13 protein-coding genes are annotated in these 15811 nt (G+C 46.5%); 5 read left to right on the plus strand and 8 right to left on the minus strand.

The annotated features are described in order from the left end of the window. The first annotated feature begins 10 nt into the window (after window positions 1-10). The 3 genes from V513_RS07430 to V513_RS07440 all read left to right on the plus strand — a co-directional run bounded on the left by V513_RS07430 (window position 11) and on the right by V513_RS07440 (window position 4528). Window positions 11-2158, plus strand: a complete 2148-nt coding sequence (locus V513_RS07430; protein WP_099772198.1) for a sodium-translocating pyrophosphatase — start codon at window positions 11-13, stop codon at window positions 2156-2158. A 95-nt stretch (window positions 2159-2253) separates the two neighbouring features. After that, on the plus strand, window positions 2254-3420 hold the full coding sequence (locus V513_RS07435) for an MFS transporter (RefSeq protein WP_014730726.1): 1167 nt from the start codon (window positions 2254-2256) through the stop codon (window positions 3418-3420). Further along, the gene (locus tag V513_RS07440; RefSeq protein ID WP_099772199.1) at window positions 3410-4528 is read left to right on the plus strand and encodes a lycopene cyclase family protein; all 1119 of its coding nucleotides are present in this window, start codon (window positions 3410-3412) and stop codon (window positions 4526-4528) included. Before V513_RS07435 ends, V513_RS07440 begins: the two co-directional genes overlap by 11 nt. On the opposite strand, the gene V513_RS07445 is transcribed toward V513_RS07440, so the two are convergent. The 7 genes from V513_RS07445 to V513_RS07475 all read right to left on the minus strand — a co-directional run bounded on the left by V513_RS07445 (window position 4517) and on the right by V513_RS07475 (window position 12137). Beyond that, window positions 4517-5236 (minus strand): ABC transporter ATP-binding protein, encoded by a 720-nt coding sequence (locus V513_RS07445; protein ID WP_099772200.1) that lies wholly within the window; start codon window positions 5234-5236, stop codon window positions 4517-4519. The two genes, V513_RS07440 and V513_RS07445, sit on opposite strands and share 12 nt — an antisense overlap. Next, window positions 5215-6228, minus strand: coding sequence for an ABC transporter permease (locus V513_RS07450; protein WP_014730729.1), 1014 nt, complete (start codon window positions 6226-6228; stop codon window positions 5215-5217). The genes V513_RS07445 and V513_RS07450 overlap by 22 nt, the downstream gene beginning before the upstream one ends. A 4-nt stretch (window positions 6229-6232) precedes the next feature. After that, window positions 6233-7204 (minus strand): ABC transporter substrate-binding protein, encoded by a 972-nt coding sequence (locus V513_RS07455; RefSeq protein ID WP_099772201.1) that lies wholly within the window; start codon window positions 7202-7204, stop codon window positions 6233-6235. Window positions 7205-7461: 257 nt separating this feature from the next. Continuing rightward, window positions 7462-8400 carry an ABC transporter permease gene (locus V513_RS07460; RefSeq protein WP_099772202.1) on the minus strand — a complete coding sequence of 313 codons (939 nt, stop codon included), beginning with the start codon at window positions 8398-8400 and terminating at the stop codon, window positions 7462-7464. Further along, window positions 8393-9508: an ABC transporter permease gene (locus tag V513_RS07465; protein WP_099772203.1), complete on the minus strand. Its 1116-nt coding sequence runs from the start codon at window positions 9506-9508 to the stop codon at window positions 8393-8395. The genes V513_RS07460 and V513_RS07465 overlap by 8 nt, the downstream gene beginning before the upstream one ends. Beyond that, entirely contained in the window at window positions 9505-11031 is a 1527-nt protein-coding gene (locus V513_RS07470; protein WP_099772204.1) for an ABC transporter ATP-binding protein, read from the minus strand. The genes V513_RS07465 and V513_RS07470 overlap by 4 nt, the downstream gene beginning before the upstream one ends. A gap of 53 nt (window positions 11032-11084) precedes the next feature. Continuing rightward, entirely contained in the window at window positions 11085-12137 is a 1053-nt protein-coding gene (locus V513_RS07475; protein ID WP_373561607.1) for a BMP family ABC transporter substrate-binding protein, read from the minus strand. A 244-nt stretch (window positions 12138-12381) separates the two neighbouring features. On the opposite strand from V513_RS07475, the gene V513_RS07480 reads away from it, so the two are divergent. Then, on the plus strand, window positions 12382-12867 hold the full coding sequence (locus tag V513_RS07480) for a ferritin (protein ID WP_014730734.1): 486 nt from the start codon (window positions 12382-12384) through the stop codon (window positions 12865-12867). Window positions 12868-12944: 77 nt separating this feature from the next. Further along, window positions 12945-14675 carry a 5'-nucleotidase C-terminal domain-containing protein gene (locus V513_RS07485; RefSeq protein WP_099772206.1) on the plus strand — a complete coding sequence of 577 codons (1731 nt, stop codon included), beginning with the start codon at window positions 12945-12947 and terminating at the stop codon, window positions 14673-14675. 53 nt (window positions 14676-14728) lie between these two features. Here V513_RS07485 and V513_RS07490 read toward each other — a convergent pair whose 3' ends face one another. After that, entirely contained in the window at window positions 14729-15598 is an 870-nt protein-coding gene (locus V513_RS07490) for a proline iminopeptidase-family hydrolase (RefSeq protein WP_099772207.1), read from the minus strand. Between the last annotated feature and the right edge of the window lie 213 nt (window positions 15599-15811).

Consider the following 15811-nt stretch of genomic DNA (forward strand, 5'->3'; position numbering starts at 1 on the left):
GGGAGAAGAAATGAACTCACTGTACTTACCACTTTTAGCAGGGATCATATCTACCATCTTTGCTTTCGTCATGTTGCGGAGAACTCTTGGGTTTTCGCAGGGTAACGACAGGATGAAAGAGCTATCTAAGTACGTTCAAGAAGGTGCCTCTGCTTTTTTGGAGGAAGAAGCAAAAAAGATATTCCTTGTTGCGGTAATTCTTGCAGCCGTTCTGGGAATAATCTTTCAGTCTTTCAAGTACCCGATTGTCCTTCTCTTTGGAGCCCTTGTTTCTGAGGCCGCAGGAGTAATCGGAATGTATGCGGCCACGAGAGCGAATGCAAGGGTAGCAGCCGGGGCAGAGAGCGGATTGTCAAGTGCTTTCAAAGTTGCTTTTTCAAGCGGATCCGTTATGGGGCTCGCCGTCGCCGGTTTCTCCTTAACGGGTTTGGCAGTTGTAATGCTGGTTTTTAAGAGCTCCTTTGTTTTTGAAGGCATTACCGATCTTTCGAAAGCCTTTGGAAGGATCTCTTACATAGACGGTGTAATGATACTCAGCTCTTATTCACTCGGAGCCAGTCTCATTGCGCTGTTCGACAGGGTAGGCGGAGGTATGTACACTAAGGCGGCTGACATGAGTGCCGACCTTGTGGGAAAGATCGAAGAGCATATCGAAGAGGACGACCCAAGAAATCCCGCAACAATAGCCGATAACGTAGGTGACAACGTTGGCGACGTTGCAGGTTTGGGGGCGGACATTCTCGAGTCTTATGTGGCTTCGATCGTCTCTGCAATAGTTCTTGCTATTTTCATGAAGTTTGCTGATCATGGAACTATGACCGAGTCCCAATATTATGGGCTGATATTGCTTCCGGTCCTGATAGCCGGCGCCGGTGTTCTTTCTTCACTGATTGGTGTTCTTGTAGTTGCAAGCTTGAAGTCTAAGGATGCCCGCAAGAGTCTCAGTTTTGGGAATCTATTTACCGGCGGTCTTGTCCTGGCATCGGTAGCGATAGTTATAGGGATCGCAGCGCCCGATTATCCATTCAAAGATGCATTCTTAATCAATCCCGAATTCGTTTCACGGTGGAGACTTTTCTTTGCAATTGCTTCCGGCTTGATTGCAGGAATAATCATCTCAAAGCTCAGCGAGTATTACACGTCCGATGACTACAAACCTACAAGAAAACTCGCGAAAGACACTCAAAGTGGAGTCGCGATAAACATCACCGGCGGTCTCGCTCTTGGAATGGGCAGCACTCTATGGCCAGTGATAACCTTAGCTATTGCCATACTTGCGGCATATTTGTCTGCAGGGGTCTACGGAATAGCCATAGCGGCCCTTGGAATGCTTTCCTTTGTCGGATATATCGTTTCTGTTGACTCTTACGGCCCAGTTGCGGACAACGCGGGCGGTATTGCTCAGATGGCAAATCTGGATCCGAAGGTAAGGAAGCTCACAGACCGACTAGATTCTGTAGGCAACACTACTGCGGCCATAGGGAAGGGCTTTGCAATAGGCTCTGCAGCTTTTGCTGCTCTTTCACTAATAGTATCTTACATATGGGGTTCGGCTGGGACAGCGGAAGAAATCATAAACAATCCAGTAATTAATCTGGTAGAGCCCTATACACTTATCGGAATTCTTTTAGGAGGAATGCTTCCCTTCTTCTTCACGTCACTTTTGATCAAGGGAGTGGCCGATACAGCAAATCTAATGATAGTTGAGATTAGAAGGCAGTTCAAGGAAACTCCTGGGATCAGGACTGGAGAAGCTGTGCCTGACTACAGGAGATGCATTGAAATTACGACAAAGGGTGCGGTTAGCAGAATGCTTACTCCCGGAGTTGTGGCGATCGCCTCACCGTTCATTGTTGGATTCCTTTTTGGTAGGTCGGCAGTTGCCGGTTTGCTGGTTGGCGGACTCTCCAGCGCAATCATGATAGCTATATTCAGTGCAAACTCCGGAGGAGCCTGGGACAATGCGAAGAAATTCATTGAAACCGGTGAGTATGGAGGAAAGGGTACGCCGACTCACGAAGCTGCAGTCGTAGGAGATACAGTGGGAGATCCGCTGAAGGACACCGTTGGTCCTTCTATGGATATTCTTATCAAGTTGATGTCTGTAGTTTCTCTGGTCTTTGGCTCTCTCTTCCCGGTAACACCATTCTTTATGTAAAATAGTTATATGGTTGGCGCGGTCTTCAAGACCGCGCTTTTTTCTTCTTGAAGTACCTCTGTCAAAGTTGCAATACCTCGTGTTAGAATTCTCTCATGGACACAAAGAAAGCTTTTAGCCTGATTTCATCTTATGGTTTCTTTCTCTTTGGGTTTACATCAATAATACTTGGAAGCGCATTGCCGGCTATCGAGAAGAGCTTTGGCTTAGACCATCAGATCGCAGGCGTTTTGCTTTCGCTTCCTACGCTTGCCTTTATGGCTTCGGCTATTGTCGTTAGTTCTCTCTCTAATCGATTTGGACCCTTTAAATTGCTTGCCGCAGGAATTGTGTGCATTGCTGCAGGATTGACCGTCCTCTCTGTTGGTCGGTCATTCTGGCTTTTGTTAGTAGGAAGCATGACAGTGAGCTTCGGGACGGGAAGTATGGAAACTTCAATTGGAATAGCAGTCTCAGGACTGAACTACAAAAAGCCTGGGGGAGCTTTGAACCTCATGCATTCTTTCTTTGCGATAGGTTCAATTATCTCGCCTCTTATCGTGGCGGCCTTTCTTGTTGACTACACGTCATGGTGGAAGCCGTTTCTCATAGCTCTCTTTGTATCGCTTCTGCTGTTATCATTCATTCCGTTTCTTTACGGAATACCCTTTGTAGGAAGTGATGAGAAGGCTACTCACTTCAGAAAGGAGATTTTTTCCAAGAAGATCTTCTGGCTTATTATGGTGGGTGTTCTTCTTTATGTGGGCTACGAGATTGGTTTCACTTCATGGCTTTCGAGCTTCATGTTTGAATCGAAGGGTATTGAGATGAGATACGCGAGCATCTTTCCGGCGCTTCTCTGGGCAGGGATATTCGTCGGGAGATTACTGGCCGGGATCTTCGTCGATAAACTTGGATACGAGCTGTCGCTTTTGATGATGGTGATAATAGCTTTTGTTTCGTTTGGAGCAGCGTTGCTTCTCCAATCCGCTATTGCGATTGCGTTAGCGGTAGTATTTGCTGGTTTTGGCTTTTCTGGAACTTTTCCCACGCTTCAAGCCATCCTCATATCCTCCATGAAAAATGGAATCGGGTTCGCAATTGGAATGTTCACAGTTGCTGCATCAATTGGCGGCGCAATGTCTAATTTCCTCGTAGGGCTTCTTGGCCATCACTTCGGTATGATGGCCGGTGTTATCTTCATCTTGTTTCTCATCTTTCTTGAGATGGTCGTTGTGCTTTTAATAATGAGAGTCAGGAAGGTGAGAGTCGATGCACAGTAAGGTAATAGTTGTTGGAGCCGGTCCCGCTGGACTCGCCGCCTCAAGAATCTTTGCCCGTGACGGAATAGATTTCCTTCTTCTTGATTCTAAAAGCTTCCCACGAGAAAAGGGCTGCGGAGGGGGTTTGACGCCAAGATCTTTGAAGAGGGTCCACGAGATATTTCCCGAAGTGGATATCGAGGGCTTCGACTGTCACGAGTTAAGCATAAACAGGTTAATCGACGGACAGATGAAGCATCTTACTACTCTGATGTCAAAGAAGACAATATTCAAAACTGTTGACAGGAAGGAATTTGATAATGCTCTTCTCAAATCCATAGTTGAGAGAGGCGGTAGATTCCTTTCTTCAAGAGTGAGAGAGATCGTGAAAGAGGAACAAGGTTTTGTCGTTAAGACAGATGAAAGAGAGTTGACCTCTGACTATGTAATCGTTTCGGCCGGCGTTTTTGGGGCAAAACTCCTTGGACATGAACCACCCTCTTTTGGAGTTGCATATTATGGTTACAGCTCTCCCACGGGAAGTGCTTCCGTCACCTTTATCCCCAATGGTTACCTTTGGAGTTTCCCTGGTGAGTCTTTCAACTCTGTTGGAGGTGGGATTTACCCCGATTCGGAGAAGACTCCCTCTTATGAAGAGATGAGTACCTTGATAAAGAGATCTTTCGGTGAAGAGATTGATTTGCGGGGGACACCAATCCCTACTTTCAATACCGATGTAGTTCTTAGTTTGAACAACATATACACGAATTTGCTGGTTGCAGGAGACAGCGCGGGACTTGTTGATAACTGGACGGGCGCCGGTATCGATTTCGCTCTCGATTCTGGCAGACAGGCTGCACTTTCGATCATTGAGGATGGTTACAAAGGCAAGACTGTTAACGAAAGATATCTTGAAAGGCTCTTCCCGGCCGCCAGGCATCTGCAAATCGCAGACGCCTTCAGAAAAAGGTTCAACAGAAATTTAGAAGAACATTTAGATCTTCTCAAGGGAAGAATGACTGGAAAACTTCTTTCTAACTATCTGAGCTACTATGTTAAGGGTCCTTACAGACTCGCATTCAAAAGCCTGTTCACTCGCGGAATTTCAAATCGCCAACTACACTGCTGAAGTCACCCGAGGAACGATATTTCTCATCCCGTCATTAACCACTTCACCTTCTATCAGCCTCATCAGCCTTTCTCCATAAGAATTAGCGATATCCATATTGTGTGTGATCATGATTATCGTAATGTCATATTCTCTGTTTATTCTTTCAGTCAACTCCATGACTCTGGAAGCGCTGTCAGGGTCTAGAGAAGCAGTGTGTTCGTCGAGAAGGAGAAGCCGCGGTTTCGACAAGATCGCCATCACCATGGCCAGAGACTGTTTCTGCCCACCTGAAAGCTCGCCTGCCTTGGTATTCAGTCTGTCTTCGAGCCCCAGTCCCAGATCCCTTAGCAACGATATTGCCTCTTCTTTGACGGAACTGAACTTGAAAGGCCTATTTCCCTTCTTTGAAGCTATTATCAGATTTTCGGCAATGGTGAGGGCCGGAAATATGCCTGTGTTCGGATCCTGGTAAACCCTACCGATGAACTCCGCAAGTTTGTGTGGCTTCATGTAATTCATTGTCTTACCGTCGATCATGTAGAGACCGGATGTCGGCTGAACCTCACCGAGTATCACCTTAAGAAGGGTGGATTTTCCCGCACCGTTTGGCCCCACGATTGTCACGAACTGCCCCTCTAGAACTGTGAGACTCACATTTTTCAGTGCCACCCTTTCGTTTTCCATCCCTGGATTGTATGTAACAGTCAGATCTTTGAATTCGACCATAACCTCTTCACCTCCTGCTTCACCTTTCGTTTACCTCCACTTGAAGAAAGCTGACGCAATCCAATAACCGTAATAATAAAAACTGCTGTGAGTAGTTTCATGTCGCTTGCAAGAAAGCCGATCCTATATCCGTATCTCATCGCTAGGGAGAGAAGTGCCTGATATATCACTCCACCCACTATTGGAGAAAGCAGGCCGTAGAAAAGCTTTACTCTCCCGAGAAGTATCTCGCCCATTATTACCGAAGCCAGTCCCGTTACAACCATTCCCTGCCCAATCGTTGCGTCAGAGAACCCACTGTAGAGGGCGAAAAGTCCGCCACTCAACCCTATAACGCAGTTGGCAATGGTAAGCCCCGCAATGGCAAGAACATCCTGGGATATTCCGAAAGACACCACCCCCGAGGGATTACTGCCAAATGCTCTCAGTGTCATTCCCGGGTCAGATTTCAATGCAACCGATAGAACTACAACCACAGCAGAAATTAAGACAACTATTAGTAACAAGTCAGAACCATCGAGCTGGTTATTAAAGATATTCTTGGCAACTACCGTTGTTCTTGATTGGCGCTTCTCAGTGTTGATCTCAAGCTCTTCGAAAAGGTTATCTAGACCAGTACCGCCGCTCATCTCCTCGAAGCTTTGAGTTGTCCCCTCTGGAACGACTCTTGGAACTGGGAGATTGGGTCCGCCCATTACCCTGAGATTGACTGAGTAAAGCATTGTCATGACCAAAATTCCGGCAAGAAGAACGTTGATCTTGAGCTTTCTATGAATAGTCCCCGTAATGCTTCCGGCAATGGCTCCCGTTAAGGCGGCTAGCATTATCGCAATCCAGGCGGGAAGACCGGAGACAAGTGCTTTTACGGCAACGGCTGCTCCGAGGGCAAAGGAACCGTCCGTCGTAAGATCGGGAAGATCAACAATTCTGAATGATATGTAGACTCCCAGGGCCATCAGGCCGATTATCAATCCCTGTTCCAGAATCGCCATGAACTTACCTTTCCGTCTCTACACCATCGGTTACTATCAGATTAGCCAGATCTAGGACCGATTGTGGAATCTCTACGCCGATTTCTTCTGCGATGTCTGTGTTGACGAAAAGAATCAAGGAATCCTGTCCCAGTATCTTAGTTTCGAGTTCCGAAGGAGGAGTACCCTTAAGAATTTCAACAACCAGTTCTCCGGTGGCTCTACCGACCTGGTAGTAATTAAATCCAAAACCGATCAGACCGCCAGATCTTGCAATATCTATATCTCCCGCGACAATTGCGACCTTTTCTCTCAAGGCAACCGTAGAAATCGATTCTATGCTTGAGGCAGCAGTGTTATCTGTACCGATGTAGATCGCGTCTACATCTTTTATCTGAACATTTAGAGAGGCGACCATTTCGGCGGTCGTAGAACCTGTGATATCTATTAGTTCTAGTCCAAGAGCGTCACAGGCTTCTTTGGCAAACTCCCTTATTGTCACGGAGTTGGCCTCTCCGGAATTGTAAATCACTCCCACCCTTTCGACATCCGGAAGAGTAAGTTTCAGCAGCTGAAGCTGGGTTTTTACAGGTGTCATGTCGCTTATCCCAACCACGTTTCCAGGGTTCTTTCCAAATGCCGGTACAAGGCTTGCGCTGACCGGATCGGTTACTGCGCTGAAAACCACGGGAATTGTCTTTGAAGCATTTACAAGCGCCTGAGCCGACGGAGTTGCTATTCCGACCATTACAGCTGCTTTTAATGATACGAACTGCTTTGCAATGGCTACCGCAGTGGAAACCGATCCCTGAGCATTCTGGAAGTCAATAACAATGTTGTCCCCATCCTTGAAGCCACTCTCTTCAAGAACATCGATAATTCCTTCCCTCACTGCATCAAGAGCCGGGTGCTCTACTATCGCTGTAATCCCAACTGTTTGAACAGACAAACCAAGAATCCCTACCAGTAGTAATAGACACACAAGAACCTGCTTCATTCTACATCCCTCCTGATATAAAAAAAGAGAGAGGACGCTTCTCAACGTCCTCTCTCTTTTCACTCTCTAGTGTATTTTAACTCAAGCACACACTGGAGGAGTCCGAAGAAAGGACGTTCCTCCTAAACCAATAAGCGTATGCAAAGCTTATGAATGTTGCTCGAGTCATCACATTTACCTCCGAATTTCTTTGATAAGAAGTTTATACCACAAATAAATGTTACGGATCAACGGTAAAGACGAACGTTTTGTTTCCTTTATGTTCTCTCTTCCCTCGAGTAAGGCACACCCGATGAAGCGGGAGCCCCGACCTTGCGCTTCAAAGTGTCTGTTGAAGTAAAGAAGAGAACGACAATCGTCAGCAAATAAGGAAGCATCTTCAGAAAGTCGGGCGAAATATGAGCGCCGACGGCCTGCAATCGTAGTCCTAGGGCGGTTATCCCCCCAAAGAGATACGCACCGATCAAAGCTTTAACGGGATCCCAGGTGGCGAACAGAACCAAGGCTATCGCTATCCACCCTCTGCCCGCAGTCATGTTTTCTATCCACATGGAGTTGTAGGCAAGCGAGAGATAGGCGCCTCCAATGGCCGTTATCGATCCACCGAGAACCGTGTAAAAATACCTCACCGCGAAGACATTTATTCCTTTAGCATCGGCAGCCTCGGGGGATTCTCCCACCGCTCTGAGAGTAAGACCTGGCTTTGTTTTATAAATGAAGAACCACATAATCGGGACAAGCACAAAACTAATATAAACGAGTACGTCATGATTGAAAAGAACCTGACCGATGTAAGGAATGTCCGAGAGGAAGGGAATCTTAATTGGCTCGAAACGCCTTGCAATTACACCGATATAGTCTTTCCCCCAGAGGCCGCTTATGCCGGTACCGAGCATAGTAATGGCCAGACCGCTGACAATCTGGTTGACTCTCAGTGTAACTGTGAAGAAGGCATGAACAAGACCAAGGGTTGCACCTGCAAGCATTGCCAAAAGTAAAGCCGCGAGAAGGTTCGATGTTTGATATGAAGCGACAAAGCCACCAATGGCACCAACAAGCATAAGACCTTCCAGTCCAAGATTCATAACTCCAGATCGCTCGGTGAATATTGTGCCTAGAACGGCAAAGAGCAGTGGTGTTCCAGCCCTAATGGTGGCGTTGAGAGTCGAGAGAATAAACGATTCGATATTATTCAATGTGAGCCGCCTCCTCTTTGACGATTCTCAGCCTGTATCTGGAGATTGTTTCTCCTCCGAGAAGAGAGAAGAGAACCAGCCCTTGAAAGACCGAGATCAGAGCCATGGGAAGCTTATAAAACATCTGAAGCTGATCGTTGCCCACCAGCAACCCGCCGAAGAGAAAGGAAACGAGTAGAATCGCAATCGGATTGAGTTTGGCCAGCCATGCCACTATGATCGCCGTGTAGCCGTATCCGGGAGAAAAGCCATGCTGAAGTCTATGCTGAACGCCCATCATCTGTACAGCCCCTCCAAGTCCGGCGATCGCTCCACTTACTACGAGAGCAATAATCGTGTACCTGACAATGCTTATTCCAGAATATCTTGCGGCCTGTGCGTTATCCCCGACGATTTTGGAATTCATTCCCCAACTCGTCTTCCTATAGACGTAAAACAGAACAACTGCAATAGCAACAGCGATGAAGAAGCCAACGTGAAACTCACCTTTGAAGAGAGTTGGAAGCCTAGCTTGATCCGGGAACGGAGCCGTTCCGGGGAATCCATAACCTTTCGGGTCTTTCCAGGGACCATAAACAAGATAATCCACCCAGAAGATCGCAACGTAGTTGAGCATCAGAGTGACCACGATCTCGTCAGTCTTTGCGAAGGCTTTCATCAGGGCGGGAATCAAGGCCCACAGGCCACCGGCGACTGCCCCCGTGATTGATAGAAGCAGTATCATTGCCAGAGGAGAGGAGACATCTTTGAAAAGAAAGAGAGCTCCCCACGTCGCGGCCAGGGCACCCATATAGAGCTGACCCTCTCCGCCAATGTTCCAGATCTTCATCCTGTATGCAAATGACAGTCCCAACCCCACGAAGGCTAGCGGTACCATTCTCATCAGCGTGCTGAAGATCCCATACTTATTTGCAAAAGGCCATGTAAGCATTTCCTTGTATGCATCAAACGTCTCACGAAAGGCAAGTGAAAAAGACCCTAGTCTTCCGTAGAAAAACACCATCAAGATTATCCCCATTAAGACCAGTGCGACTACCACAGAAAGAATTGGCACGAGAATCGACGAATACTTCGGAATAACCAGCCTCTTCTCTATCTTCACTTTCATGATATCTCGCCTCGCTTTGAGCCGGCCATCATAAACCCTATTTCCTCTGTGAAAGACGGGTCGGGAGGTGTATATCCCATAATTTCGCCCTCGTAAATCACCGCTACTCTGTCTGAAAGTCTGAAGATCTCATATAGCTCTCCTGCAAGAAGAAGAATAGCAGCTCCCCTTTTTTTGTGAGTCAAGAGAGTTTTGTAGACGAATTCCATGGCTCCAATGTCAAGCCCTCTTGTAGGATGCTCCGCGATTATGAGACAGGGCTTTGTTGAAAGTTCCCTGGCGAGAACGAGCTTCTGCAGATTTCCCCCCGAAAGAAACCTAGCCTGGGTTTTCGTTGAAGGAGTCGATATTGAATAATCTGAGATCAACTCTTTGGCTGCCCTCTGCATTGCCCTCGTGTTCAGATTAAAGGGCGATTGAGGGAGATACATGGAGTAAGAGTTCTTCATGAACACGTTTTCTGTAATAGATAACGAAGGGCAAGTTGCAACGGCTCTCCTGTCCTGAGGAATGAAAGCTACACCACCCTTTATTCTTTGGGCGACGTCAGTGTGACGAAGTATTTTGTCGTTTAACACCACTTTGCCCTGGACAGGCTTTCTAAGACCGTAAATTGCCTCTGCAAGTTCTCTCTGACCGTTTCCGGCGACCCCTGCAATACCCAATATTTCGCCCGATTTTATGCTCAGACTGAGATTTTTTACTGCTTCAAGATTCTTGTCATTCTTAACGGTGAGATTCTCTACCTTAAGTACTGTTTTTCCAGGTTCGGTCCTGGGTTTGTCGAAATCTAGCAACACGTCTCTTCCCACCATCATTCTAACGAGGGACCGCCTGTCTATTGAATCCCTTACCTCTGTTCCAACAACTTTTCCGCTCCTCAGAACGGTGACTCTGTCGCTAATCTCAAGAACCTCGTCCAGCTTGTGACTTATAAAAATCACCGATGAGCCCTCACTCACTAGCTTCCTCATAGCCTTGAACAGTATCTCCGTTTCCTGGGGAGTTAAGACAGCAGTCGGCTCATCAAGGATTATCACTTTAGCTCCAGTGTAAAGAAGTTTAAGAATTTCTATTCTCTGTTTCTCTCCCACCGAAAGAGTCCAGACCCGCGCCCTGGGATTGACTGGAAGATCATAGCTTTTGCCCAACTTTTCGATGCTTGATTCGACCGTTTTGGTTTTTATAAAGAAGCCCATTCCCTTAAGACCAAGAACAATGTTTTCGGCGACCGTGAACGACGGTACTACCGTGAAGTGCTGCTGAACCATACCTATCCCGTATTTCAGAGCATTGTGGGGAGAAGAGATGGAAATCTGCTTGCCCTCCATGAATATCTCTCCCTCATCGGCCTTGTATATACCGAACAGAATATTCATGAGTGTGGTCTTTCCGGCTCCATTTTCTCCAAGAAGAGCATGAACTTCGCCTTTTTTTAGGTCAAGAGAGATATTTTCATTTGCTATTACACCGGGAAAGGCTTTGGTGATGTTTCTCATTTCTAGGATCGGAAGATCGGCCAAGTAATATCACTCCAAAGAAAGAGATCGAGGGGCCTGGCGGCCCCCCAAAACTATCACTGAATCTTTCCAACTACATTGTTTACGAACCAGTCCATGCTAAGAAGCTCTGCGTCAGTTGGTCTTTCGCCTTCAGCATACCTTAGAGCTCCTGACTGATCGTAGACTGGACCGTCAAACGGGTGGAACAGACCCTGAACTATTGCTTCTCTCATGGTCATCACGAGTTTTGCCACACCATGTGGAACAAGATCGGATACGAAGATGTCGACAACACCTTCTTTGATCCCTCCCCAGTACTGTTCATTGGTCCAGGTTCCGTGCATGACATTTCTGACTACATATTCATAAAATGGACCCCAGTCCCAAACGGGGGCTGCGAGGAAAGCATTTGGCGCGAAGGCACTCATGTCACTGTTGTATCCTATTGAAAAGACACCTCTATCTTCTGCTGCCTGCTGGGGAGCCGGTGAATCCTGGTGCTGTGTTATCAAGTCTGCACCAATATCCAGAAGTGATTCCGCTGCCTCTTTCTCTCTTGCCGGATCAAACCAGGTGTTGGACCAGACTACATGGACCTTTGCCTCGGGGTTAACGTACTGGACACCCATCGCAAAGGCGTTAATTCCACGTATTACCTCAGGTATTGGATAGGCGGCGACGTAACCAATAATGTTGGTTTTCGTCATTGCTCCTGCGATCAGACCGCTAAGGAATCTCGGCTCATACATTCTTCCAAAATAGGTGCCGAGATTATCGGTGGTCATGTAACCTGAACAATGCATAAACGTTGAATCCGGGAAGGCCTGTGATACCTTTACCATACTGTCCATGTAGCCAAAGCTGGTCCCGAAGATGAGGTCGTATCCTCTTTGAGCATAACCTCTAAATACAACTTCCGCCTCAGCTCCTTCAGGTACGCTCTCAATGAAATCAGTAACGATTTGATCGCCGAAGACTCTTTCCAGGTGTAGTCTACCCTCGTTATGCATTGTGCTCCAGCCACCATCGCCCACCGGTGCAACGTAAACGAAGGCTACTTTTAGTGGTGCTGCCAGAAGAGCTGCAGCAATCAGAATCATTGAGAAAAACAGGAAGATCTTCCTCACTGTCATTACCCCCTTTGTAGTGGAATAGGTTATCCTGACGTAGAAATTATACATTTATGAGCTTGCCAATCCAAATTGAAAGAGACGACCAAACTAGAAAACGACTGGGTGTATAAACTCATTAGAACAGCTTTTGGCAACATTTGAGCCATCCTTCTTATTAAGTTAATTTTAGAGTTCGCTGCATAGTGGTAAAATATCATGAAAGAAGTGTTGATATTGATACAGCTGAAGGAGGGTAACTATGATTACAGCTAGAATGGAAAAGGAAATCAATAACCAGATAAAGGCGGAATTCGAATCTGCGTTTATCTACATGAGCATGGCTGCCTGGTCTCACAAGAATGGATACTTTGGGGCCGAGAACTTCATGTGGAAGCAGGCAAAAGAGGAAGAAGAGCACGCGATGAAGTTTATACAGTATCTTAAAGACGTCGATGCAACTGCGGAGATCCCGGGCATTGAAAAACCAAACGGAGAATACGAATCTTTGCTGGACGTTTTTGAAAAGGGGTTGGAGCATGAGAAGTACATTACTTCCAGGATCCACAACCTTGTGAAAATCTCCGAAGAAGAGGGGGATTACGCAACGAACGACTTCATCCAGTGGTATGTTACCGAGCAAGTCGAAGAGGAAAGGAATTTCAGAGATGTTGTGAAAAGACTGAAGATGGTTGGAAATCAAGCCAACGGGATCTTCATGATTGATTCTCAACTTGGCGAAAGATAATCTTGTGCGGGATGACCTGTCATCCCGCTTTCCTTTCTGTCGAGATTCTTGTTCTCGGACCTGAGAGGGTGATTTAGATGAGAAAGCTTCTTGCTTTGATACTTACCGTTTCCGTTCTGACAATGGCTCTGGCTTCTTATTTTCGCCTTACGATTCTCCACACCTCCTTTGTTCCCGCTAATACTGCTCCCTTTGATTATTCCTCTGGGAAGAGCGAAGACGTCTTTCCGGCAAGACTGGCTGCTTTTGTCAATCAGATGAGACTTTTCAATCCAAACACGTTGTTTATAGATACTGGAAATTTGATTCGGGGAACGCCTCTCTCTTACTATTCGGCTAAAATAGATTACTGCAATTTGAATCCATTTGTTGAGGCGATGAACGCTATCGGTATCAACGCATCACTCATCGGGAGTGAAGAGTTCATTTATGGACCAGGTTTCCTTGAAGAAGCTATTTCGGCTTCTGAGTTTCCTCTTCTCTCGGCAAATATCGTCTTTAAATCTTCAGGAGAACCGGTTTTCTCGCCCTTTGAAGTCGTCGAGATACAAGACGATGGCGAGAAGCTAAGAGTTGGCATCGTTGGTCTCGTGACGGAAGTTATTCCGCCCTGGCAAGAGGCCGAGTTTTTTGCCGGTCTATCCTTCGTTGACCCTGTCGATGCGGCTGGTGATTATCTCGGCAAGCTTAGAGAAGAGGTAGACGTTTTGGTTCTGGCATATCGTGGGAGTAATGAAGAAGCCCGTAAGATTGTGAAGGCTCTTAGGGAAATAGATGTATTCTTGAAAGGCCCACAACTTACAACTAAATCGGCAATCGTTGATGGAGTTGTGATCTCTGGGCCCGGATATATAGACGAATCCGTGAGTAAGATCGATATCTATCTAGAAAAGACGGGTGAAGGCTGGAAGATTCATGATAGATCGGTTGATGAGTTTTCGATGTCTGGTTTCCTTCCTGACGAATCCGTTGTTGAGATCTTTAGAGGTTATAATGATCAAATCCAGAAGCTTCTGGATACAAGAGTTGGTTTTGCAGTTGGTGATTTCTATGTTGAAGATGCTTTTAAAGTGAGACTTCGAGACAACCCTCTTGCCGAGTTCATTAACAGAGTCCAGATGGAAGTAACGGGAGCCGAGATTTCATGTACCTCAGTTTTCGATTATGCGACAACCGGTTGGAAGACCGGACCGATAACCATCGGCGAGATCTACGAGGTTTATCCTCTTCCAAGTACGCTCAAAGTTCTTGAGCTTACCGGCGGAGACATCAAAGAGGCCCTTGAATTCAGTGCAGAACGCTTCGTTACCGATGATGGATTGCTTACTTTGGACGATTGGTCTGTTGATGATTATTCGAATTACGATATGTGGGAGGGAATTGAATACATAATCGCCGTAGACAGGCCGGTCGGCGAAAGAGTCCTCAGTGTCAGGCACAATGGTAAACCGCTTGATATGGCAGAGACTTATGAAGTCTCTATGAGCAGTTTTCGTGCGGGAGGCGGCGGTTACAGCATGTTCGAGAATAAGCCGGTTGTAAGGGATGTGAAGCTTCAGATCTTTGAGATAATTACGGATTTCGTTCAGGAGAGATTTGCCATTAGTCCCCAGGTTGACAACAACTGGTCGGTAGGGACAGGGTTCATTCACACGGTTGGATGGAACGAAACATTGAGATCAATTTCGCAGATGTATGGGATCGAGGATTCTGAAATCATGAAATACAATCCCGATCTAGTAGGGGTTAAAAGCATTCCCGCAGGTTCTGAACTGATAGTTTACAGACCATTTCTTCAAGACAAGTAAAATACCGGGAACTTCGATGCCTGATTCTGATATTCACTAACAAAAGTGTTTATCTAAGATCTCGATTCGACACCTTTGAGAAACCTACGAACGGCCTCGATGTATTCCTCGGCTTTCTCAAGATGGTGTTCGTGAGATGCGCCTTCGAAGATCTTCATAGTTACATTTGGAAATTTGCTGCTGTAGTATCTGGTCGTTTCCGGTGTAGCTTCATCGAATTCACCGCAAGTCAATAGGACGGGTATGGTAATGTTTTCGAGATGAGGTGTACAGTCGAAGTCTTTCAAAACGCCTGTTACTGTGAATTCGCTTGGTCCGTACATATAGTTGTAGACCTCTTCCCCCATGCCGGCGACTGCTTCGTTCATACATTGAGGCCATGGCTCCATTCGACATACATATTTCCCATAGAACTCCGAAATTGCCGTGTGATAACTCTCTCCATTGAAGTTACCGATTGATTCGGCCCTTTTGATAGCGGATTGTGAATGATCAGACAAGGTCTCAACCAGTTTTCTAGCATCGCTTTCAAATCTCGTGATGCTCATTGCCGGTCCCGACAGAACAAGACTTTCGACGAAACTGGGGTACTTGACGGAATATTCGCAGGCGAGAATAGTTCCCCAGGACTGGCCGAGAAGATGAATTGTCGAAAACCCTAACTCTTTTCTCAGACATTCGATTTCTTCCACGAAGCGATCAACTCTCCAGAGCGACCTATCCGATGGACGCTCTGATCTACCGCAACCCAGTTGGTCGTAAAAGACAACGGGCCTCTCATCTGAAAGCGCACTTATCGTCTCAAGGTAGTTGTGCGGAACACCTGGGCCACCATGAATCGTTATAACAGGTTTCATCTTACTGTATCTACCTTGCACTTCATACCAGATTCGTCCGCCAGGAACGGTTACATATCCTTCCACACCTTCGCCTCCTTGAAAGAAAAGTTCAGAACATTGCTCAGGATCAAACGCCAGTCGCGATTATTTGGTAATCCAGTACTCTCGAACTACAAAAGCACAACAAGCAGTGCTAAACACCGACATACAAGCCTATACTTCATGCATTCAATTTTCAAAAGAAGTATATCATCTGAGAGAAATCAATCTTCGAACTGAAGCGAAAAAGAAAAACGC

This window comes from Mesotoga sp. H07.pep.5.3 (assembly GCF_002752615.1).
Classification (GTDB): Bacteria; Thermotogota; Thermotogae; order Petrotogales; family Kosmotogaceae; genus Mesotoga; species Mesotoga prima.

Excerpts from the sequence above, each read along its gene's own strand:
- V513_RS07430 (WP_099772198.1), top strand. The coding sequence starts at position 11 with ATGAACTCACTGTACTTACCACTTTTAGCAGGGATCATATCTACCATC.
- V513_RS07435 (WP_014730726.1), top strand. The coding sequence starts at position 2,254 with ATGGACACAAAGAAAGCTTTTAGCCTGATTTCATCTTATGGTTTCTTT.
- V513_RS07440 (WP_099772199.1), top strand. The coding sequence starts at position 3,410 with ATGCACAGTAAGGTAATAGTTGTTGGAGCCGGTCCCGCTGGACTCGCC.
- V513_RS07445 (WP_099772200.1), bottom strand. The coding sequence starts at position 5,236 with ATGGTCGAATTCAAAGATCTGACTGTTACATACAATCCAGGGATGGAA.
- V513_RS07450 (WP_014730729.1), bottom strand. The coding sequence starts at position 6,228 with ATGGCGATTCTGGAACAGGGATTGATAATCGGCCTGATGGCCCTGGGA.
- V513_RS07455 (WP_099772201.1), bottom strand. The coding sequence starts at position 7,204 with ATGAAGCAGGTTCTTGTGTGTCTATTACTACTGGTAGGGATTCTTGGT.
- V513_RS07465 (WP_099772203.1), bottom strand. The coding sequence starts at position 9,508 with ATGAAAGTGAAGATAGAGAAGAGGCTGGTTATTCCGAAGTATTCGTCG.
- V513_RS07480 (WP_014730734.1), top strand. The coding sequence starts at position 12,382 with ATGATTACAGCTAGAATGGAAAAGGAAATCAATAACCAGATAAAGGCG.
- V513_RS07485 (WP_099772206.1), top strand. The coding sequence starts at position 12,945 with ATGAGAAAGCTTCTTGCTTTGATACTTACCGTTTCCGTTCTGACAATG.